This window comes from Synechococcus sp. GEYO (genome assembly GCF_900473955.1).
Lineage (GTDB): Bacteria > Cyanobacteriota > Cyanobacteriia > PCC-6307 > Cyanobiaceae > Synechococcus_C.
Map to the genome: position 1 here is coordinate 461,447 of NZ_UCNL01000008.1, position 18,828 is coordinate 480,274.

The window sequence follows — 18,828 nt, forward strand, 5'->3', positions numbered from 1 at the left end:
CAGACACCAATCGCTAGCTTTTCAGAAGTCAGATTCACGGCTAATGGCATCGGGTCAGGAGTTGTGGCGATCCCTGGAACCACTGCAGAACAGGTCTCCTGAGTTTCTGGATGCTGTGGCTTCGTATCTCCCAACAGTTGAAACGCTCAGCTGCGAACACAAGCACAAGCTGTCTGTTTTCAAATCAGCAGAGCTTGTGAATGCTCTTTTGCAGATCCGAGAGAAGCGAGAAAGCGAAGATTGCTTTGGGCCTGAATTGGCGAAGGCATCGTTCGTACTGGTTCGAGCGGCCATCCGCGATCGAATCATGCATCTTGGCTCTGAGGGAACCGTGGATCTCAGAGCCCCAGAGATTCGAGCCGTGATCAATGAAGGCTGCAGGTTGTTTCATGCGGGCAAAAAACACCCGGAGAGATACCAACTGGCTTTGGCATTATCAGCGGCACAGTGCATCGCGCTTTCCCCATGGCTTGATGGAAGCCTGATGCGTTACAGCAAGGGCTGCGGTCTTCAACTACCTGAAGCCTTGATTCATGCCGTTCGCGACAACTTCATTACCCCTTATCGCCAAAGCGAACACGTTGAGTGCTGACAAGTGGCTGGGCAGACAAGGCCGCAAGGCCTCCTGCAAGCGTGCAAAGAGGTGTTCGCTTTGATACCTTGAAGAGTGACATGAGAGGCAAGTCGAGCAGCCGGCTCATGTGCGTTGGGGAGAGGGAGACGTCACACTCCCTCTTTCCGCAAAGTCAACGAAGAGGGGGAGAACAGGGCATCCAGCCGGTGTTCTGCAGGTTCTTCCATAACTCAACACCGAGGGAATGAAGCATCCGCTGCTGGCGGACTGGTTGACCCAGAACAGGTGACCAACGAAACGTGCTCAGCACAACGAACTGAGGCTGCTCTGTCGAAGCGTCTGGCTTGAGGTGAATGAACAGACCTTCCTGAGAATTCACAAGCCATGCCCCAGCTTGGGGCAGCTGGTCGAACTGAGAGGCGTCAGGATGATCGTTGGACATCATTGAATCTGACGAGAGTCAAAAACTCCGCAGCTGATCATTGCAGCGGAAGTGGCGGAACTTGGGAATCCTCCATCGGAATGGGGGCCTCCACCGGCACTTGCTTGATTCCCTCTTTGACCGCCGTTGCCGTGATGAAGCCACCGATGACCACAACTGCCAGACAGCTCAGACCAGACAAAACACCAATCACAACGATCACTCTGGTCGTCAAGTCAACAGACAAGTTCTGGACAGGGTTTGACGGCATGGGCTGCAGTTCCACTGTTTCTGTTCTGGCCCTTCATCAACACTGACGCAAGCCGGTCTGGCGCTTGATTGGCGCCGAAGCAATCCAACGCAGTCACTCCAGTACCAACACGAGCCTGCTCAGCCAAGGAGCAGATAGAGATCGCACAATCATTGTTTCTTGCTAGCAACCGTTATCACGACATAACAGCAAGCACACGTTCTTGAGGAATGGAAGGACTCCTAAATGACGAACGGCCAGGTCAAAGCATCCTGAATCAAGCAATCAAAGAAGTCTTTAACCAATATTTAGAGCCCAGCAGGCACAAGCTCCAAATTAACGTTGTCCCAAAGGATGAGAGAAAAGCACGAAGGGATTTGATGCAAATAAAGAGGCTGAACGTCGTCAAGCAGATGAAGGTTTGCATGGTGACAATCCCGGAGCCGATAGTTAGGAATTCTTTCGGAAAGATGATGGATGTGGTGATAAGCAATATCTGCAGTGAACCAATTCAAAATTGCTGGCATCTGAAGAAAAGAAGATCCCTCGATAGCACCTTTAAAATAACTCCAATCCTTCTCATCACTGGCATAAGAGCCTGGGAAATTATGCTGAACAAAGAACACTGCAATCATCAACGCGGCACTCGTACTCATGACACATACGTAGAGGAGCCAGAAATGCCAGTGACCGATCGAACGACCAATGAAGAACCAGCAAGCAAAAAGCATTGCGGTGTTTGCGATGGTGTCGTAGACCTCACCTCGCGTGTAGAAAAAACTTGATTGATGCTTATCAATGATCAAACGTATATTGGGAATTTTTCCTTTAGAGATCGCAAAAGCAACCTTTCTTAGGCTTACAAAAAAGCATTCAAAGAAACCAAGAATAAGGGCAATCCTCGGCTTAAGAATGAGGTAATAAAAGCCTCCAGGGAACAACAACAATGGGTGACGCAAAAACCGATAAAAAGCCTTTTCGTCTGATTTCTTCGCTTCATATTGCACCCGCGTCGTCAAAGCCGAAGGGCCTCTATAACGATCCCAGTTGCCATTGTATTTATGGTGAAAAGCATGGCCTCTCGACCACGGATGGTGAGGGATCCCGTGAATGATGCTGAGCAAAAAAGCAACAAAACGATTCACTCGCTTAGAGCCAAACAAGCTTTGATGACCACAGTCATGCATCAAGGAAAAACTTCGGCTCATCAAAAGAATGATGAGCACAAAGAAAAATGGGGCCATCACCACCGATGTCAAATCAAACGATGTTGTGACTGCAGATAATCCGAATGCACATAGAGCCAAGGGAACAACAGTATTAACAATCTGCCAGGTAGCGATGCGATCATCACTAGCCATATAAGACTTGAGATCAAAGTCGACTCGTCGAACAGGTCTCTTTTTTGGGGCGCAGGTCGCAGAACTATTCAAATGATTGATGCATTTTGGCGTTCTGTCTCGAAAGAAACTCCAGAGTAAGTTATCGAAAATCCCTCACCGGGGTTGAATCATTTTGACTAGACAAGGACATTGAAGGGATCGATGGGGTCGTGAGTGGACAGATTCCAGTGAGGGCAGGCCCGTCCGCCTAAGCGGCAGCAGCGCAGCTGCGAAGTGGCTCCAGCGGTTCTGGGGTGAGGTTCAGCCAGAAACATTCGAGCCGCCAAGGGCGAGCGGCCGCAAAACTCAAAGCACAACCATGATTGGGTCGCTGTCGACCGATCACGAACCCACCAAAGCCCCGTAACCAGGCAGATCGCGACGACCAGGCCATGCTGGCAGGACAGCGACCACCGTGCTGACGCAGCCCTGGTGTGAGCCCTGAGAGTTGCTCAAGCGTCAGAAAACGAAGGTGAACAGAAGGAACTGAACGACATTCAGACACAGGAATGCAGGAATGAGCACCCCGAGTCCTTGAGTGATGCACCACCCCAACAGCTTCGATGTGACAACTGCCCGCAGTAACGACACTCACCAGAGCAACCATCGCCTTGACCCAAAGCGAAAGCGAAGCAGAGCCAGGCTCCAGCTGAATCTTCCACCTCTCTACTACTTTGAGACCTAGTCAAGAGTCGCAATGCAGATAGGTTGGCGGCAGAAATCGGGACTCGATGAACTCACTCGATCTTGAAGTCGTCAATGTGCTCTTCTTCCAACAGATGATCGAAGCTGTTGAAGGGGAGCAATGGGATGAAGCAGCAATGGCTCTCTACAAGTTGTACGCCATTGAAGAGGGTGAGCGTTTTGATGATCTCACGAATGAGCCTGAAGAACTGAATGATTCTTTGGAGGCTGCTGTAGCTTAAAAACAGCACAACTTGACGACTCAAGCGTCAAACCGTTTAAAACGTAGCAACTGGCAAATCTCGTCTTGCCGATTCCGGCCAATCTTGAAAAAACTATTCAATCAAAAACTCATCTCTGATTGATCTCGCATCTTGGATACGCTGCTCACGTGCGAGTTGTCGAAGTCGCGAATCAAGCCAATCACGCAAGCGCACAGTTTTGTGAGAAATCTTCAGAAGATGATCTGATAGCTGGTTGTCTTCGTTGGGGATCATCAACAACGGAAAATTTATGTGTTTAGCTTAAAGACGAGCATTCGTCAGTGCGTGACCACTCCAGCAGATTGAAGTGATCTCCTCCAACGATTGACAGAAAATATGTCAGGGAAGCATGGAAGACGAGTGACTCACTGATCAGGTATCACGCTGATGGAGTTGATGGAGCTTTTCAACAATTGTTTTCTGCAGTCGATCTTTTTTTGAAGAGAGCCAAGTACTGACATGAGCTTTCTCTTCAGAAGTGAGATTCATTTTTTGCACATAATCCTTAGTAGCATCCCAGACAAGCGCTCCAAACTCCTTGGAATGCTTCAGCCTTTCAGCCACTCCTCCATGAAGATCATCCTCATCGAGAAGGGGGGGGGGGGGGGGGGGGGGGAGATTCCACAATCGCCGTGACATCAACAATTTGGGGATCCGAATTCTCTGACATTTGGGCATGATCACATTCAGCAAATGCATAGCAAGCTCTCTAGCTGAATGCACATCAGAATCACAACAAGCTATTCAGCGTAAAAAAACAGCAAAGAAGCAATGCAAACATCATGGGCAAAGGATCAACTCATTGGCTATTCACGCTGCAGGACCATATTCGGAAAGCTCAGCAGCAGTGGGACTCATCGCCTTCGCCAGTACAAGCAAGTCAGTTGCCAGACCATGCTCACCTTCACGCAAAAGAAGACGCCTCAGGCAAATGACATCGCCGTAGTCAGCAGCGGCTGTGCCGTTGATCAGACCACGGGCGGTGCCGCGTGCTACAGCCAGTTGAAGCGTCATGCTCATAGTTCCAGGCTGCTCCAGACTCAGGAGTGAGTCGCTGTAACCACCTACAAAGCTCCTTAATTCATGATTTTTCCATAAAGCAGCTCCAGACGAGATCAGCCAACAGCTTGGTCTCAGAGCACAACCAGTTGCCCCGCCTCAATCGTCCGCCAACAAGACAAGACTGGTTCTGGATCCAGCATGGGGCCTCAAGACAATCAGAGGCTGATCTTTAAGGACACCACCGAAGTTAAAAGGACATCTGCAGAGAAGCTGGAACAGACAACAACACAGCCCAGGCAAGTCAGAGAGCAAGACCTGATCGAGGGTTCTCCAAGTGATTTTCTTCCAGATCACAACAGCTTTCAAACCACAGCAGCAGTGGAACATTGGCGAGAATTAGAAAATGAAAAATGAAATCAAAGTCGTCACAAGCTTCTTGGTTCTCAACTCGATGATCATTTCATGCGTCGTGCTTCTCTATATGAAGGGAGGAATGAGGTTCGAGAAGGTTCTTAGCTACCTGTTCAGCTAACACAGTTTTCAGAGACAAACGCGTTCAATATTGATCAAGCAAATTGTGATAAGTACTGAGGAAAGCAATAGATCGCTCAACCAAAAATCAATCAAATATTAATAGACGAATCCATTTTAGGCTTCAATTGATGGGATCGAATTGATCAATTTGATCAAAGTACTGATCTACCAACTCAACAGCAGTCAATCCATCAGGGAATACTTCTTGCCAATGGTCTTTCAGGTATTCAAATCTTTTTACAGCCGCCTCCAAGGCAGTAAAATCACTGTCAAGATGTTCTTCACCTTTGACCCAGACATGAATAAAATATTGGTTACTCTCTAAAACCATAGAATCTAATAATTTCTCTTAAAGAAATAGGTGTTGCCATTGAAAACAAACCTGTGAAAGTCAAACTGAATCAACTCATGCCAAAGCTTCGCTGAATCATTCTGCTTCAACAACTGCTTAGGAAGACATCCCTTAGCCAAAGCGCACCAGTCTTGCACAAACTGCTGCAAGACATCATCTTCATTACCCTCGTACTCACCGAAGAATGAATCTGCAAACTCGTTTTCCGATTTAATACCATAATCTGCAAGCATCAAAAGAAACTTATCAATTTCGGTTTCCTTCAGCACAAAGGAAGTCCTCTGACAGATCAGATCAACGAGTGCTTGGACAAGCAAACTCTTTGATTCATACCAATTTGACAAATTAGCCATCACACCATTGAACAATTTTCAGATCTTCTTTGCCTTCCTTCAGCAGATCAACGGGAAAGTCGTTAAACCAAGCGACAAATTCGCGAGAATAGCATTCTCCGTGAGGTGTTTTCGTATAAGTACCACTTGAAAAATCCAACCCATCTTTTGTGATAGAAAAGGCTTCCGCATGGTGAACATAAATTGCGTGATCATACCTTTCAAGGCACTTTGCCGTCTCACTTTCATTCAAGCCACAGTGTTCAATCCAGCTTTCAATATTGTCATCAGGAATCAGGCGGAGCTGGTATTTGCCGACCATCCTGCTCGAAACAAATAATAATCCTGAGTGTTGAGCATCATTCCAATAAAAACCACTTTCATACCTTGAATAATCTTTCGCATGCTCAATCAGATCATCCTTAATGGAATAGAATTTTTCTTCCCATCCTCGATTGTCTTGTGGCTGGCTGCTTTGCATGGACTTACGTTAGGCGATCACCAATCAAAAACAAGCGAAATCTCACGACTCTAGGCAGGAAAAACTCATGGTCTCCTTGCTAGATCAGGAAAAAGGAGTAGCTACCAACTACTCCCGAGGTCCGTCATCACCCAAACGAGGGTGACCCCAAAAATTTAAAAGTCGGGAAGGTCATATTGCGTGAGAATGAGTATGCGGTTTACCCACCCTCAATGAAATCGCATATCGACATCAATATCGGCTTGAGTACCGGTTCGTAACCCTTCACTGGTGTGCAATCAGATCGCTAAGCCGCATTGGTCAAATCTCGACTTCGTCAAGCTCGTCGAAAACAACACATCGATGAGGATTATCTGCAGCGAAGCGGATCGACATCTGTTGGATATTCTGCGTTTCGTCTGGCAATCCTCGGTATGAGATCCCCCTAGTGATGGAACCTAATGTCGTTGAATCGGGTGTTTTCTGAAGCTCTGTGCAGTGTTCTGAGAGCTTTTGAACAGCTTCTTCCTCAGAAGCTGCGTTGACTTTCCAGAGCACATCGACTTCAACAGGTGTGGTGATCAGATACGTAGGACTCATGCAGTTTCGCCTGACCTATGAATTGTGCGTTACTGCTATTGCATTGTCAGGTGACAGATGCCTCGCAACCACGGAGATCCCGCACCATGGGCCCGAAAGTCATTGATCCCAATTGAACGTCTTTCGAATTATTCCTGGAATCTGGCGATCGCCCCATTCGCCGCCGATATGGGCTCTGATCTGAGACGAAAGAAGTGACGAAGCCCGACGAGCGTCCTAGCGTAACCAGTACCTTCGTACTGTCATGCTGTGTCGGTCGATCACGTCGCCGCGACCAAAGCTCCTGATGAGGCGAAGCCAGGGTTCTTGGATGTGAAACCTGGCATGAAGGTCATCGTGAGGAATGACGAGCGACCTGGCGAAACCCAAGACCAGGACTGGTGGATGGCAGAAGTGATCCACTGCGGCGGCGCTGCTCGTGACCCAAGCATCCACAACCTTTTTCAGGTGGCCGATGTGGATTCAGGGGTGATTCGTTGGATCAACGCAGACCTGGTGACTCACATCCTTGCTGACCGTTGAAGGACAGGTCGTTCTCCAGAGGCAGAAGAAGTCCCACCCTGGTCCCAGCATCACTTCCCAATCGTGACCAGCGCTTCTTTGTTCTTCCACAGGCAGGACATACGGATGCCTACTGAGAAATTCGAACGTCCCCTTACGTAACACATACCACAAGAAAAAAGGAAACCTGTGATGAAATTGAGGCACAACATGCGCGTGACCGCAGGCTGACCATCACCCATCAGCGGCCTGGTCTCCAAACCGTCCCGTAGTGTGAGTTAACTGGTTTCAGCGGGAATCAGCCGCTGAAGGAAACGGGGAAAGAACGGTGCGAATCCGTCGCTGTCCCGCAGCTGTGAAACGTCGGCTTTCCGCCCGCGTCAGTCAGAACGCCCGCCAGGATTCCTCACGACGCGGATCGTATGAACTACTTGTCAAAGTCCAGCCCCATGCTGCGGGCTGGTGTGATCTCCACTGCGGGATTGCTAGCCGCTTCTCTGCTCAGCCCTGCCCATGCCCATCACCCCTTCGGGATGGGAGACAGCACAAACCTCACCGCTCTGCAGGGCTTGTTGAGTGGCATCGGCCACCCGCTACTGGGACCTGACCATCTGCTGTTTCTACTGGCTATCGCTTTAATCGGCCTACCGCGCCCCCGCACCTGGGTGCTGCCCTTGCTGGCGGCTGGTCTGAGCGGCAGTGTTCTGTCTCAATTCATTCTCCTGCCGGATGCAGTGGCTCCCTGGGCCGAGGCACTGGTATCTCTCACTCTTGCTGCAGAAGGCTTGATGGCTCTTATCGCCATACCTACATCTCTTTTATTCCCGTTGGTGGCCCTGCACGGTTTTCTGCTCGGGAGCACGATTGTGGGTGCCGAACCCACGCCTCTGGCGACCTATTTCCTGGGCTTGCTGATCGCTCAGGGAGCCTTGCTCCTGGTGGTCACCAGCTGGTCCAAGGCCCTGCTGAAGCTCATCGGCGCTCAGGGGCAACGGCTTAGTGCTGGTATCTGGATTGGCATTGGTATGGCTTTTGCCTGGGTGGCCCTGATCGACTGATCAAGAGTGCCAAATGCCTTAATGCCACAGAGTCCGAATGACTCAAGGCTGTGACACCAACTGTGCGGGATTACCCCGAGAAGACCTGAAAAATCACACCGAGACAGTGTTCACCAATTTTGTGGGCACCATTTCCACCCGCCTGACTTCTGCATGGTCTCTCTGGCTCCTGTTCTGGCTGGAGTGAAGAGGACAAGAAGGTTGAGGACACTCGGCTAACACCTCTAGGTGGCCTCACCACTTTTCTCTTTGCCTTCAGTGACTCGGTTTACTGCCAGACAAATAGTTATTTAGGACGAGATTAGGTTCAGACGATGCGACTTGAATAACAGGGGCCCCATACCTGCCCCATACATCACTTCCCAATGGTGACCAGTGCTTCCTTGTTCTTCCACCACACCCAGTCGCGGATGGGTGGCGTGTTGCGCAGCTCTTCACGCGTCAATCCAAGTTTGAGCTTCTGTGAGGCTCCGAGCAGCACATCCAGCATCTCCTCTCCATCGCTACACCGAGCCAAGGCCTGATTTGTTTTCTTGGCACCATCAAGTGCCCTGACCAACAAAGCCACTCGACGGAAAGGGGAAAGAGAACGGGGATCCATATCCAGAGCTCTTTGGCGACCCACCGTAATCACATTCGCTGACAGCTCTGGTTCACACAGTCAGAATCAAGTGATCAAAGCGCTCGAAATGGCGTCCACTCGAGGCCATCACTGGGTTATCGGTGACGTGCATGGATGTCACGAGGCCCTGCATCGTCTGATTTCAGTGCTTCCAGCTGAAGATCACCTGGTGTTTTGTGGGGATGTGATCAATCGCGGGACTGGAATCGCCGCATGCATCAATCAGGTATGGGGATTAGTGGCCAGCGGTCGAGCCACCTGGTTGCGAGGAAACCACGAGCAAAGTTTGGTGGAAGGCCTTCAGGCCATTTCCGCTGAGGAAAGAGATGATCTGCTCGCGATCGAGACCTACCGACAACTGGGTGACTCGCTGACGAGGGAATGGCAACAACGCCTGAGCACGCTTCCTTTGATGTATTCCGGAGATGGATGGGTGGCCACCCATGCCGGCTTTGATGAACAGGGTCAACCAGACCTCAATGTGCGCGAACCCTTCTGGGAGGGCTACGACGGTCGCTATGGAACCGTGGTGGTGGGCCATACGCCCCGACCGGCCGTGGAACATCGCGGCCAGATCGTGATGATTGACACCGGCGCGGTCTACGGCGGTCTGCTCACCGCGTTCTGCCCAGAAACTGAAGCGGTGGTGCAGGTGATCGGAGAGCCCACTGACAGGCCAACGCCCGCAGACCGCTATGAGCTCTTCGCAGAAGTGCCTTGCTGAGGGTTTACCGCAGCAACCGAGCGGAATTACTCGCTGAGCTTCTGGCGCAGGAACTCAGGCTTGAGCCTCCTGGCCCTTTTGAACAAATCGAGGTGGTGGTCAACACCTGGCCAACCAGCCGTTGGCTCGGTGAACAGCTGGCCAGAGTGAATGGGATCAGTGCACTGGTGCGCTTTCCATTCCCTGGTAGTCGCCTGCGGCAGCTCGTCCAGACCGTGCTCAGCGATGCGCCTGCCATCGAAGATCCATGGAGAGCGGAGCGTCTGGTCTGGCAGGTCCTGGACGTTCTGCCGAACCTGCTTGAAGAAGAGTGTGCGTCGAACCTCAGGGAGTGGTGGGAGCTCCATGGCGGTCGAGAGCGACAACTGAATCGTGACCAGTGGCAACTGGCCCGCAGCCTGGCCGATGCAATCGACGATTATGCGCTCTACAGGCCAGAGGAGCTCGCTGACTGGCTGGCAGGAGGCGCGGGCGATCAACTTCCGGAGGGATTGCGGTGGCAACCTTGTCTGGCCCGTGCTCTGGCAGAGCGGTTGCCATGCAGGCCTTTCGGATTGCAGGTGCAACAGGTGATTGAACGACTCCGCAACGGGGAAGAGCCTGCTCTACCCCTACCGCCACGCCTACGCCTCTTCGGCGTCAGCAATCTGGCCCCGGTCCAGATCAATTTGTTGCAGGCCCTGGCCGGACGCATCAGCGTTGATCTGTTTTTACTCACACCCTGTCCAGACCTTTGGCAGCGGTCGCAGCGACGACGCAGGCAACTGGGTGAAGACTGGATCAACTCCCCCGATGGCTCCTGGCTAATTGAAGCTCCCCGTCTGGAAGGAATCCTGGGCCGCATGGGTGCCGAATTTCAGTTGCTGCTCGAGGGAAGCGGCGAGTGTCTGCTGGGCAGCTGGGAACAGGGCGACCTGTTCGCTGATCCCACTGTGATGAGAACGGCAGAAGACTCCCAGGCGTCTCTACTGGAACAGCTGCAACGGCAGCTCGCGAGCAGCGAATCGGACCAAGCAACCCTGTCACTCAGGCAAGGTGATCATTCGCTGTTGTTCATGGGCTGCGCAGGTCCATGGAGGGAAGTGCAGCTTGTGCGTGATCGCATCCTCAGCTGGATGGCCGCTGATCCAAGCCTGCAGCCCAGGGATGTTCTGGTGATGACACCCGATGTGGAGCGCTATGCACCGCTGCTGGCTTCTGTGTTTTCCGATCGGGATGCCACTGGTGTGGACCTGCCCTGGCGATTAACCGATCGAAGTCAACAGAACTGTCCTGGACTTCAGCAGGCTTTCATGAGCCTGTTGCGCTTGAGCGCGGATCGGCTCACCGCAAGCGGACTAGAGGCACTGCTTGTCAATCCTGCACTGCAAAGCCTGAAACAGCTGACATCGCAGGACGCGATGGCAATCAGCGAAGCACTGCAGCGCAGTGGCTTCCGCTGGGGGTTGGATGCAGCTGAACGCAACGGAGATGACACCAATAGCTTGCGCTGGTGCCTGGATCGCTGGCTGCTGGGTCTGGCATTACCGGAAGAACCAGGACTGGCAGTTGATTCCTGCGCACCCGCGCTGACTGATCTGAGCCTGCAGCAACTCGAGATGTGGTGGCCGCTGCTGGATCAACTGGCGGGGTGGATCGCCCAGTTGCGTTGCAGTGCTCCCTGCCCTGAATGGGTGGATCGGTTGCGCAGGTTGCTTCAGGAGCTTTTCAATGATGGTGGCAACTGGGACTGGGAGCTGCAGGCCATTCATCAGTGCCTTGAGACCTGGCAGCTCCAAGCCAATGACTGCGCTCTGGAACTGGATATTGCAGTTGTGATCAGCGTGCTGGAGGAAGCGCTCTCCACGGAAAGCGGCCGCTTCGGCCACCGCAGCGGTGCCCTCACGATCAGCGCTCTGGAGCCGATGCGAGCAATCCCACACCGTGTGATCGTCCTGATGGGTCTTGATGCCTCCTCCTTTCCAAGACATCAGGAACGTGCAGGCTTTCACCTGCTCGAACTACAACGTCGACTCGGCGACCCCAGCAGTACAGACCAGGATCGCTATGTGTTGCTTGAAGCACTGCTCTCAGCTCGGCAGCATCTGCTGATCAGCTGGAGTAACCGTGATGAGCGACAAGGTGACCCACTGCCGCCATGCCCACCGGTTCAACAGTGGCTGAGTCTGCTGGCAGAGCAGTTGGAGACTGAGCAAATGGACCGGCTGCTGATTCAGCCTCCCGCCAATCCTCTGGATGTCGCTAATTTCATTGTCACTCCACAAAGAGACGCGATCAGTTGCGACCGCCGGCTCTTAAACGCACGACGCAATCTCGATGCACAGATCGGGGAAGATCATGCACATCGTGATCTAGGCCTGGCCTTACCGCTTGTTTGGCAGCCTCCAACAACCGATGCAGCCTTACCAATCAACGCGGAAGCAATCGAACGACTTGAACGCTGGCTGCAGGCCCCGCAAAAGGAATGGTTGAAACGTCAAGGCATCGATGCGGGTGAATGGTGTGATCCTGTCAACAATCTTTCTCCCCTATCGCTACCGGAGTTGGACTGTCATCAGTTGCTCAACCAGCGATTGTCTGAACAGCTCGATCTGCTGGCGCACGATCCCGAAGCCCGTTGGGACGTTCAGGAGACGGAAGACTGGATTGCCCGTAGTTGCGGGCAAGGCTTCATGCCTCCTGGCGCGGCAGCTGAACTGGAGAACAATCGGCTGGAGAGACGCTGGCAAAACCTCCAAAAAACTGTTCTGAGCCTGGGACCTCTTCGGCTGCAGCAGCAACCGGCGTCCCAGCATTCAGCCTTGTTGATGGCAGGCGAGACAGCTGTTCAAATCAGCACGTCAAGGCTGAGGTCACGCTCTCTGTTGCAGAGCTGGCTGAAGCACCTGCTAGCCCAACTGGATGATGCTGCCTGCCACACCGCTGTGGTGTGCCGACAAGACAGCAGTGCAAAAGCCGATCAATTCCACATCGCCATGCGTTGGAGAGCGCTGAAACCCCAGGAGGCTGATCACGAAATCAGAGCTCTGCAAAGCCTGGCACAGCAGGGATCAGAGTTGTGCTGGCCGGTCCCACCGGACAGCGGCCTGGCCAGAGCAATGGCGTGGTCGAAGGGGGAAGAAGCGGCGGACAAGGCCTTTATGAATCGCTGGCAGGGAGGCTTCAGCGGCTGGGCCGAACGGGATCGGCCCGAGCAGAAAGTCTGCTTTGGCAGCCACTGCGATGCCGAGTTGCTGTTAAGCCTGGAAGGCTTTGAAGCCGCTTTTCAGGCGTTGTATCAACCGTTGCTCGAGGCGCGGTGCTTATGACGATGGCAACAGCTAGCAGCACGCGACGATTCGAAGCCAATACCTACCCCTTGACGCCTGGCATTCGACTCCTGGAGGCGAGTGCTGGAACAGGAAAGACTTTCGCACTGGCCCACCTCGTACTGCGGCTGGTCACGGAACAAGGATTGAGCCTCGATCAACTACTGGTGGTGACCTTCACGGAAGCCGCGGCTGATGAATTGCGCGACCGGATCGGACGCCGACTTGACGCGACGCTGCAGGGACTACTCCAAAAGGAACGAAGCAGCAGCCTGTTGCCTGAAACCGACGCAGTTCTGCAGAACTGGCTTGAGCAGCACGGACAGCATTCCCAGCAACGCAGACTGCTGGCCAGCCGACTGCTCGAGGCCCTCGAAGCCCTGGAGCGAGCCGACATCACCACGATCCATGGCTTCTGCCGCCGCAGCCTTCGCCGGCAAGCGCTTCAGAACGGTCAGGCCATTGATCTTGCCCTTGATGATGATCCACAGACCCTGGCCATCCAGGTCGCTCATGACCTCTGGCGAGAAGAGGTCCTCGAGCTTGAACCAGGGCACGTTGCAGGACTGCTGCAAGCAGGTCTGTCGCCCGAAGCATTCGCTTCAGCACTTCAAAGACTGGATGGTGACTGTGCGGTGCACATCGCTGAGGATGCAGAGCCGATCGCGCCCGAGCAAACGCTTGGCGAGGTGTTTGAGGGTTGGCTGCAGAGCCGCTGGAAGCACTTCCTTGCTGAATGGAATAGCGGTGGAGCGGCTCTGGAACAAGCCCTTCGAAGCTGCGCAGCCGAATGGCGCAGCCTCGGTTGCACCGACACCAAACCCTTTAGTGCCCGCCCTAGGAAAGACCGAAGCCAGGAGCTCGACACCTGGATTGACCACATCAGCAAGACCTGTGGACCTTCGATGCACTACGTCGAAGTACGCAATCAGATGCTCCTCGGTGGTTATTTCCATCCAGGCAGCTTTCAGAAAACGGCGCGGTCCTGCGCTGAAGCCGACCCCAGCCTTGCTTCAGCCGCACTGCAGACCGCCATCGCCGACCTCTGGGACGGACCAGCCGAACAGACCTGGCGCTATCTGCTGATCAAAGGGCTGAATCAGCTCATCGAGCGGCGCAGACAACGCGGAGTGGTTGGATTTTCAGGGCTGCTGGATGCACTCGACCCCGCGCAGTCAGATGAAGCGGAAGCTTGGCTCACTCCTCTGCGGGCGCGCTACCGGGCGGTGCTGATCGATGAATTTCAAGACACCGACCCGCTTCAGTGGAGACTTCTGAAAACCGCGTTCTCGACGCCGAACCACCTGCTGCTGATGGTCGGGGACCCCAAACAGGCGATCTATCGCTTCCGCGGCGGAGATCTGAACACCTACAAAGTGGCACGGCGGCAAGCGGACTGTGTTGATGACCTACTCGACAACCGCCGCACAACACCCCTGCTGATGCAGGCCATGAATCAGCTGATGGCTCCAGGATTGCTGCTCTCCGAACTCTCGGTACCTGAGGTGATACCAAGATCTTCCGCACAACCCCTGCCACTGCTTGGGGGGAGTGCATCACTCCAGATCCACGACATCAATCCCGATGACGACGAGGGGGGTAGTAGCCGTACATCTCTGGAGGAGCAGATTCCCCGCGTTGCCACCGGCCTGATCCTGCACACCCTCAGACAAGATCCAGACCTGAATCCCTCCGAACTGTGCATCCTGGTCAGCAGGCATCGCCAAGCCGAAGCCATCCGCGCAGAGCTGGCGGCTGCTGGACTGCCAAGCCGCCTTGTCAGTCAAGGGGATGTCTTCAGTAGCCAGGGAGCCTCGGATCTGCAGACCTTCCTTGACGCACTCGCACGTCCTGCCCATGCCGGTGGATTACGGCAACTGGCCGTGTCCTCACTCCTGCAGTGGAGAAGCGATGAGCTGGCAGCCGCCGATGGCAACGGTCAGCTGGATCAACTGGCCTCACAGCTCCAGCAGCTCGCCGTGGATCTTCCGAAACTAGGGCTGATGGGTTGCCTGGCACGCCTGATGGATGGGCAGACCGTGGCCGATCTATCCAGCCGCGGCCGCTTACTCGGTGATCTCCAGCAATGTGCACGACTCGTGCAGGACACGATGCACCGCCAGGGCTTGGATGCCCCAAGTGGTGCCGATTGGTTGCGACGCCAACGCCTTGACCCTCCCGACACGATCCCAGAGCAGCGCCAGCCCTTCAGCGATCTAGCCGAGAGTGCGGTTGCGGTTGTGACTGTTCATCGCAGCAAAGGTCTGCAGTATCCGGTCGTAATCTGTCCCTATTTGTGGGAAGCGCCCTCACCTGCAAAAGGTCCGCTGTGGCGTGTGCCGGCAGGGGACGAGTCCGGCAGCTGGCGCGTAGCGCTGAATCCACATTGGGGACTGGGGCATACGGCCAGCCAATGCGACGAACTGGAAAGTCGAGCTGAAGCGGAACGTCTCGCCTACGTCGCGATGACACGGGCCGAACGCCATCTGGTTTTGTTTCAGGCCAGGGCAGCGCGGCAGGAGGGCAATCCACTCGCACCATGGCTAGAGCAACTCGCTGACCCACCGGGTCCCTTGATCAGCCTGCATCGAGCCGAAGTCAACGCCGTATCCGACCGATGGCACCCCCGCATGGTTGAACGGAACTTGCAATGTGGTGCCGTACCAGATCATGGTTTTGACCGCAGCTGGGGGCGCAGCAGCTACTCGGCCTGGATCTCAAGCCATGGCAATGCGAAAGCCTCCAGCCCAGACCCGCGCAACCTTGAGGAAGGGCGCGATGTGGATGCCCAGACCGGTGCAGATACCGAAAGCCTCTCATTCAGCGATCAAAGCGAACCGGTGGATCCCAAAGACAGCCCGTTGGGAGCATTCCCCAGGGGTGCAGCAGCCGGTGATTGCTTGCACCGCATCCTGGAGCAGGTTCCATTTGATCAAGACATCAAACAGGACAACAACCGCGCTCTGGTGGAGCGAGAACTGACGCGATCCGGCCTGGAGACCGCCTTGGACGACGCAGTCCTCGAGGGTCTAGAGACACTGATGCAGGCCCCCTTCGGAGGACCACTCGGCAATCTGCAACTGAAGTCGTTGCACAGTCGACGGCGTTTGCATGAACTCAGCTTTGATCTACCTGTCGCTCATCAGGGCAGAGCGGTCCAGCCCAAACAACTGGCGCGGGCCTTTCGCGTTGAACCCGATCGCCGATTCGGTGAACGCTACGCCGATTCACTGGAAGATCTGGAATTTCTCAGCCGAGGCTTTCTCACTGGCTCCATCGATCTGGTCTTCACTGATAGCGACGATCCCACCACTGCTCGTTGGTGGGTTGCGGACTGGAAAAGCAACTGGATCGGCGAAAGAGACGTGGATGGGCGTCCGTTGCACTGCGGACCACGGCACTATTCCCAGAGCGCCATGGAGGAGCAGATGTATCAACATCACTATCCTCTGCAAGCCCATCTCTACCTTGTCGCCCTACATCGATTCCTGCAGTGGCGACTCGACGGCTACCAGCCTGAGCGACATCTCGGCGGCTATGCCTACGTCTTCCTTCGTGGTGTTTCCAAATCTGGCGGCAGTGGCGTGATTCTTGAAGCAGCACCTCTGCAACGCCTCCGTGCGCTCGACTGTGTCTTGAGAGGTGAGGATTGATGGATCCCCGCGATCAGACAGCGACCTCATCGGCTCTGAGTCGAGGAATGATATCGATGCTGCTGCGTCGCTACCCACCTCCGGCGGAGTTCGGCAACAACGAGCTCAGTGCTCTTAAAGATCTTGTGAAGGCGATGACCCAGGCTCTCAGCCAGGGTGAGATGAGTATCGATCTGGGCACCAGCAACCAGCAACCCAGTGAGCTGGAGGCCGATGGCTGGCCCGAGACGCATCGACGGGTGATTGAAGCCAGCGGCTGGTTGCAGAAAGAGCCTGTGCTGATGGTGATGGAAGGGGATCAGCTGCTCTGGCGACGTTGGCATCAGGGCATGGAGACGCTTGAGCAGACACTGATCCAACGCAGCGCACTGTCCCCCGTTGGCAAGCCAGACGGACGTCGCCGCAGAGATGACACCAAGAGATTCACGTCGGAGCAGACGTTCAACCCGGAGCAGCTTGCGGCGGTCAATGCGGTCAGCAATCACAGGGTGGTGCTGCTCAGCGGAGGGCCCGGCACCGGCAAAACCAGCACCGTGCGCGCCATGCTGATCCGAGCCATGGCGGATCGCGGAGACCTGCGCATTCATCTGGCAGCTCCGACAGGAAAAGCGGCACGGCGACTGCAGGACGCAATCCGCGGCGATCAACGAACAGCTGAATTGCCCTGCACCACATTGCATCGGTTGCTGCAGGCCAGACCAGGCGGCTTCAGCCGTCATCGCCGCAACCCACTCGCCCTGGATCTGCTGGTGGTCGACGAAGCCTCAATGGTCGACCTAACCCTGGCGCAGGCACTGATGGATGCTCTACCAGCCACGGCACAACTGCTGCTTGTTGGTGATGCCAACCAGCTACCACCGATCGGAGTCGGCGCGGTCTGGCAACACCTACAAAAAGCAGATCTGCAGCAGCGATTCGGCACTGCTGCTGTGCGTCTAAATCAGGTCTACAGAAACCGAGGAGACCTGGCTCGCTTGAGCTCGCTGTTGTGCCATCAGGGGGCAGAAGCCTTCTGGACCGACCTCGCGGATCTCGATGACGCGGCCAACGTGCATCAACTGCTTTCTGAGTCTTCTCGGTTTCCAGCGACGGTGACCGATGCCGTCCATCAGCAGCTGGAGAGCCTGAGGTTGGCGGCCATCAGCCTGGAGGTCAGTCCTGATGGATCTCCCGATCCCGAAGGAGCCCATGCCCTTCTAGAGCGCCTCGATGCCTTGATCGTGCTTTGCCCGCGGCGTCGAGGGTTATGGGGAGTGGACAGTCTTCACCGGCATTTGGTGTCGGGCAGTGATGCTCGTGATTGGCCCGAGGGGTTGCCTGTTCTCTGCAGCGACAATCAAATGGAACTGGGTCTTGCCAACGGCGACCTTGGGCTCTGCATCGGCAGCGGCGAACAACGCAGACTGCTGTTCCGATGCAGTGATGAATCAGGCCACGGTGTTTATCGACTACTGCATCCAGCCAGAGTCCGCCGAATCGAGCCTGCTCTGGCTCTCACGATTCACAAAGCTCAGGGCAGCGAGGCTGATCAAGTGGTACTGCTATGGCCACCTTGCGATGACACAAGCAACACAGCGCTTCTCTACACGGCTATCACAAGAGCTCGTCATCAACTGACTGTGGTGCGACTGGCATCCTCAAAGAGCAGCGGCAAGCTGGGGGCGATCGATCGTCAGGGGTCGGTGTGACAACAAGAGTGGATCGTCCCTGGGGCTGGTACGAAGAGCTGGCCGAGGGAGCTGGCTACAAAGTGAAGCGACTACTTGTGAAGGAGAATGCGCGGCTCAGCCTGCAACGCCACCAACATCGCAGCGAACATTGGGTGATTGCCGCTGGAAGTGGGTCCGTCTATTGCGATGGCACCTGGATGGACGCTGCGGTTGGCAATACCTTTGAAATTCCTGTAAGAGCCATTCATCGGGCCTTCGGAGGTCCCGGAGATCTTCTGATCATCGAAGTCCAACGCGGCGCAATTTTGCTGGAATCCGACATCGAACGACTGGAGGATGACTTCGGGAGGGTGATAAATTGACCATTCACCTTTGAAAAGAAGGCAAGCAATACAGCGCGGCACAACATGCCGATGGGACGTTGCAGGCCTGATTTGA

20 protein-coding genes and 1 riboswitch are annotated in these 18,828 nt (G+C 54.6%); of the genes, 10 read left to right on the top strand and 10 right to left on the bottom strand.

Translation table 11 applies throughout. The features are described 5' to 3' along the window. Positions 1 to 43: 43 nt before the first annotated feature. Complete coding sequence (locus DXY37_RS09710; RefSeq protein ID WP_115126406.1) at positions 44 to 592, top strand: hypothetical protein; 549 nt, start codon at positions 44 to 46, stop codon at positions 590 to 592. Between the two features lie 154 nt (positions 593 to 746). Here DXY37_RS09710 and DXY37_RS09715 read toward each other — a convergent pair whose 3' ends face one another. From DXY37_RS09715 to DXY37_RS09730, 4 genes are all read right to left on the bottom strand, one after another. Further along, positions 747 to 1,016 carry a DUF1651 domain-containing protein gene (locus DXY37_RS09715; RefSeq protein ID WP_115126542.1) on the bottom strand — a complete coding sequence of 90 codons (270 nt, stop codon included), beginning with the start codon at positions 1,014 to 1,016 and terminating at the stop codon, positions 747 to 749. 37 nt (positions 1,017 to 1,053) lie between these two features. Further along, a complete protein-coding gene (locus tag DXY37_RS09720) occupies positions 1,054 to 1,230 on the bottom strand; it encodes a hypothetical protein (protein WP_170951842.1) in 177 nt (58 codons plus the stop codon). A 323-nt stretch (positions 1,231 to 1,553) separates the two neighbouring features. Then, positions 1,554 to 2,606 carry a fatty acid desaturase gene (locus DXY37_RS09725; RefSeq protein ID WP_115126408.1) on the bottom strand — a complete coding sequence of 351 codons (1,053 nt, stop codon included), beginning with the start codon at positions 2,604 to 2,606 and terminating at the stop codon, positions 1,554 to 1,556. 229 nt (positions 2,607 to 2,835) lie between these two features. Next, complete coding sequence (locus DXY37_RS09730; protein WP_115126409.1) at positions 2,836 to 3,234, bottom strand: hypothetical protein; 399 nt, start codon at positions 3,232 to 3,234, stop codon at positions 2,836 to 2,838. Positions 3,235 to 3,358: 124 nt separating this feature from the next. Here DXY37_RS09730 and DXY37_RS09735 point away from each other — a divergent pair, with 124 nt between their 5' ends. Further along, the gene (locus DXY37_RS09735; RefSeq protein ID WP_115126410.1) at positions 3,359 to 3,553 is read left to right on the top strand and encodes a hypothetical protein; all 195 of its coding nucleotides are present in this window, start codon (positions 3,359 to 3,361) and stop codon (positions 3,551 to 3,553) included. 393 nt (positions 3,554 to 3,946) lie between these two features. Here the strand turns inward: DXY37_RS09735 and DXY37_RS13095 are convergent, their stop codons facing one another. Then, complete coding sequence (locus DXY37_RS13095; protein ID WP_136975588.1) at positions 3,947 to 4,138, bottom strand: hypothetical protein; 192 nt, start codon at positions 4,136 to 4,138, stop codon at positions 3,947 to 3,949. Between the two features lie 246 nt (positions 4,139 to 4,384). Beyond that, entirely contained in the window at positions 4,385 to 4,594 is a 210-nt protein-coding gene (locus DXY37_RS09740) for a hypothetical protein (protein ID WP_067096821.1), read from the bottom strand. A 180-nt stretch (positions 4,595 to 4,774) separates the two neighbouring features. On the opposite strand from DXY37_RS09740, the gene DXY37_RS09745 reads away from it, so the two are divergent. Beyond that, positions 4,775 to 4,990 (top strand): hypothetical protein, encoded by a 216-nt coding sequence (locus DXY37_RS09745; RefSeq protein WP_115126411.1) that lies wholly within the window; start codon positions 4,775 to 4,777, stop codon positions 4,988 to 4,990. A gap of 241 nt (positions 4,991 to 5,231) precedes the next feature. Here DXY37_RS09745 and DXY37_RS13100 read toward each other — a convergent pair whose 3' ends face one another. From DXY37_RS13100 to DXY37_RS09760, 3 genes are read right to left on the bottom strand one after another with little or no spacing between them, the layout of a single operon-like run. Beyond that, on the bottom strand, positions 5,232 to 5,441 hold the full coding sequence (locus tag DXY37_RS13100; RefSeq protein ID WP_136975589.1) for a hypothetical protein: 210 nt from the start codon (positions 5,439 to 5,441) through the stop codon (positions 5,232 to 5,234). A gap of 5 nt (positions 5,442 to 5,446) precedes the next feature. Beyond that, positions 5,447 to 5,815, bottom strand: a complete 369-nt coding sequence (locus DXY37_RS09755) for a hypothetical protein (RefSeq protein ID WP_115126413.1) — start codon at positions 5,813 to 5,815, stop codon at positions 5,447 to 5,449. Further along, entirely contained in the window at positions 5,808 to 6,275 is a 468-nt protein-coding gene (locus DXY37_RS09760; protein ID WP_115126414.1) for a hypothetical protein, read from the bottom strand. Before DXY37_RS09760 ends, DXY37_RS09755 begins: the two co-directional genes overlap by 8 nt. Positions 6,276 to 7,103: 828 nt before the next feature. On the opposite strand from DXY37_RS09760, the gene DXY37_RS09770 reads away from it, so the two are divergent. Then, a complete protein-coding gene (locus DXY37_RS09770) occupies positions 7,104 to 7,376 on the top strand; it encodes a DUF3104 domain-containing protein (protein ID WP_115126415.1) in 273 nt (90 codons plus the stop codon). A gap of 245 nt (positions 7,377 to 7,621) precedes the next feature. After that, a riboswitch (cobalamin riboswitch) is annotated at positions 7,622 to 7,771 on the top strand. 33 nt (positions 7,772 to 7,804) lie between these two features. Continuing rightward, on the top strand, positions 7,805 to 8,413 hold the full coding sequence (locus DXY37_RS09775) for a HupE/UreJ family protein (RefSeq protein WP_115126416.1): 609 nt from the start codon (positions 7,805 to 7,807) through the stop codon (positions 8,411 to 8,413). A gap of 355 nt (positions 8,414 to 8,768) precedes the next feature. Here DXY37_RS09775 and DXY37_RS09780 read toward each other — a convergent pair whose 3' ends face one another. Continuing rightward, positions 8,769 to 9,038: a hypothetical protein gene (locus DXY37_RS09780; protein WP_244277033.1), complete on the bottom strand. Its 270-nt coding sequence runs from the start codon at positions 9,036 to 9,038 to the stop codon at positions 8,769 to 8,771. A 64-nt stretch (positions 9,039 to 9,102) separates the two neighbouring features. On the opposite strand from DXY37_RS09780, the gene DXY37_RS09785 reads away from it, so the two are divergent. From DXY37_RS09785 to DXY37_RS09805, 5 genes are read left to right on the top strand one after another with little or no spacing between them, the layout of a single operon-like run. After that, positions 9,103 to 9,759 carry a metallophosphoesterase gene (locus DXY37_RS09785; RefSeq protein ID WP_115126544.1) on the top strand — a complete coding sequence of 219 codons (657 nt, stop codon included), beginning with the start codon at positions 9,103 to 9,105 and terminating at the stop codon, positions 9,757 to 9,759. Beyond that, positions 9,753 to 13,067 carry an exodeoxyribonuclease V subunit gamma gene (locus tag DXY37_RS09790; RefSeq protein ID WP_115126417.1) on the top strand — a complete coding sequence of 1,105 codons (3,315 nt, stop codon included), beginning with the start codon at positions 9,753 to 9,755 and terminating at the stop codon, positions 13,065 to 13,067. Before DXY37_RS09785 ends, DXY37_RS09790 begins: the two co-directional genes overlap by 7 nt. After that, positions 13,064 to 16,720 carry a UvrD-helicase domain-containing protein gene (locus tag DXY37_RS09795; protein ID WP_115126418.1) on the top strand — a complete coding sequence of 1,219 codons (3,657 nt, stop codon included), beginning with the start codon at positions 13,064 to 13,066 and terminating at the stop codon, positions 16,718 to 16,720. Before DXY37_RS09790 ends, DXY37_RS09795 begins: the two co-directional genes overlap by 4 nt. After that, the gene (locus DXY37_RS09800) at positions 16,720 to 18,408 is read left to right on the top strand and encodes an ATP-dependent RecD-like DNA helicase (RefSeq protein ID WP_115126419.1); all 1,689 of its coding nucleotides are present in this window, start codon (positions 16,720 to 16,722) and stop codon (positions 18,406 to 18,408) included. The genes DXY37_RS09795 and DXY37_RS09800 overlap by 1 nt, the downstream gene beginning before the upstream one ends. Beyond that, positions 18,405 to 18,752 carry a phosphomannose isomerase type II C-terminal cupin domain gene (locus tag DXY37_RS09805; RefSeq protein ID WP_115126420.1) on the top strand — a complete coding sequence of 116 codons (348 nt, stop codon included), beginning with the start codon at positions 18,405 to 18,407 and terminating at the stop codon, positions 18,750 to 18,752. The genes DXY37_RS09800 and DXY37_RS09805 overlap by 4 nt, the downstream gene beginning before the upstream one ends. The last annotated feature ends 76 nt before the right edge of the window (positions 18,753 to 18,828 follow it).

Coding starts and splice junctions, on each gene's coding strand:
- DXY37_RS09795 (WP_115126418.1), top strand. CDS start 13,064: ATGACGATGGCAACAGCTAGCAGCACGCGACGATTCGAAGCCAATACC.
- DXY37_RS09800 (WP_115126419.1), top strand. CDS start 16,720: ATGGATCCCCGCGATCAGACAGCGACCTCATCGGCTCTGAGTCGAGGA.
- DXY37_RS09730 (WP_115126409.1), bottom strand. CDS start 3,234: ATGGTTGCTCTGGTGAGTGTCGTTACTGCGGGCAGTTGTCACATCGAA.
- DXY37_RS09775 (WP_115126416.1), top strand. CDS start 7,805: ATGCTGCGGGCTGGTGTGATCTCCACTGCGGGATTGCTAGCCGCTTCT.
- DXY37_RS09755 (WP_115126413.1), bottom strand. CDS start 5,815: ATGGCTAATTTGTCAAATTGGTATGAATCAAAGAGTTTGCTTGTCCAA.
- DXY37_RS09715 (WP_115126542.1), bottom strand. CDS start 1,016: ATGTCCAACGATCATCCTGACGCCTCTCAGTTCGACCAGCTGCCCCAA.
- DXY37_RS09735 (WP_115126410.1), top strand. CDS start 3,359: ATGAACTCACTCGATCTTGAAGTCGTCAATGTGCTCTTCTTCCAACAG.
- DXY37_RS09725 (WP_115126408.1), bottom strand. CDS start 2,606: ATGGCTAGTGATGATCGCATCGCTACCTGGCAGATTGTTAATACTGTT.
- DXY37_RS09710 (WP_115126406.1), top strand. CDS start 44: ATGGCATCGGGTCAGGAGTTGTGGCGATCCCTGGAACCACTGCAGAAC.
- DXY37_RS09760 (WP_115126414.1), bottom strand. CDS start 6,275: ATGCAAAGCAGCCAGCCACAAGACAATCGAGGATGGGAAGAAAAATTC.
- DXY37_RS09745 (WP_115126411.1), top strand. CDS start 4,775: ATGGGGCCTCAAGACAATCAGAGGCTGATCTTTAAGGACACCACCGAA.
- DXY37_RS13100 (WP_136975589.1), bottom strand. CDS start 5,441: ATGGTTTTAGAGAGTAACCAATATTTTATTCATGTCTGGGTCAAAGGT.
- DXY37_RS09785 (WP_115126544.1), top strand. CDS start 9,103: ATGGCGTCCACTCGAGGCCATCACTGGGTTATCGGTGACGTGCATGGA.
- DXY37_RS09740 (WP_067096821.1), bottom strand. CDS start 4,594: ATGAGCATGACGCTTCAACTGGCTGTAGCACGCGGCACCGCCCGTGGT.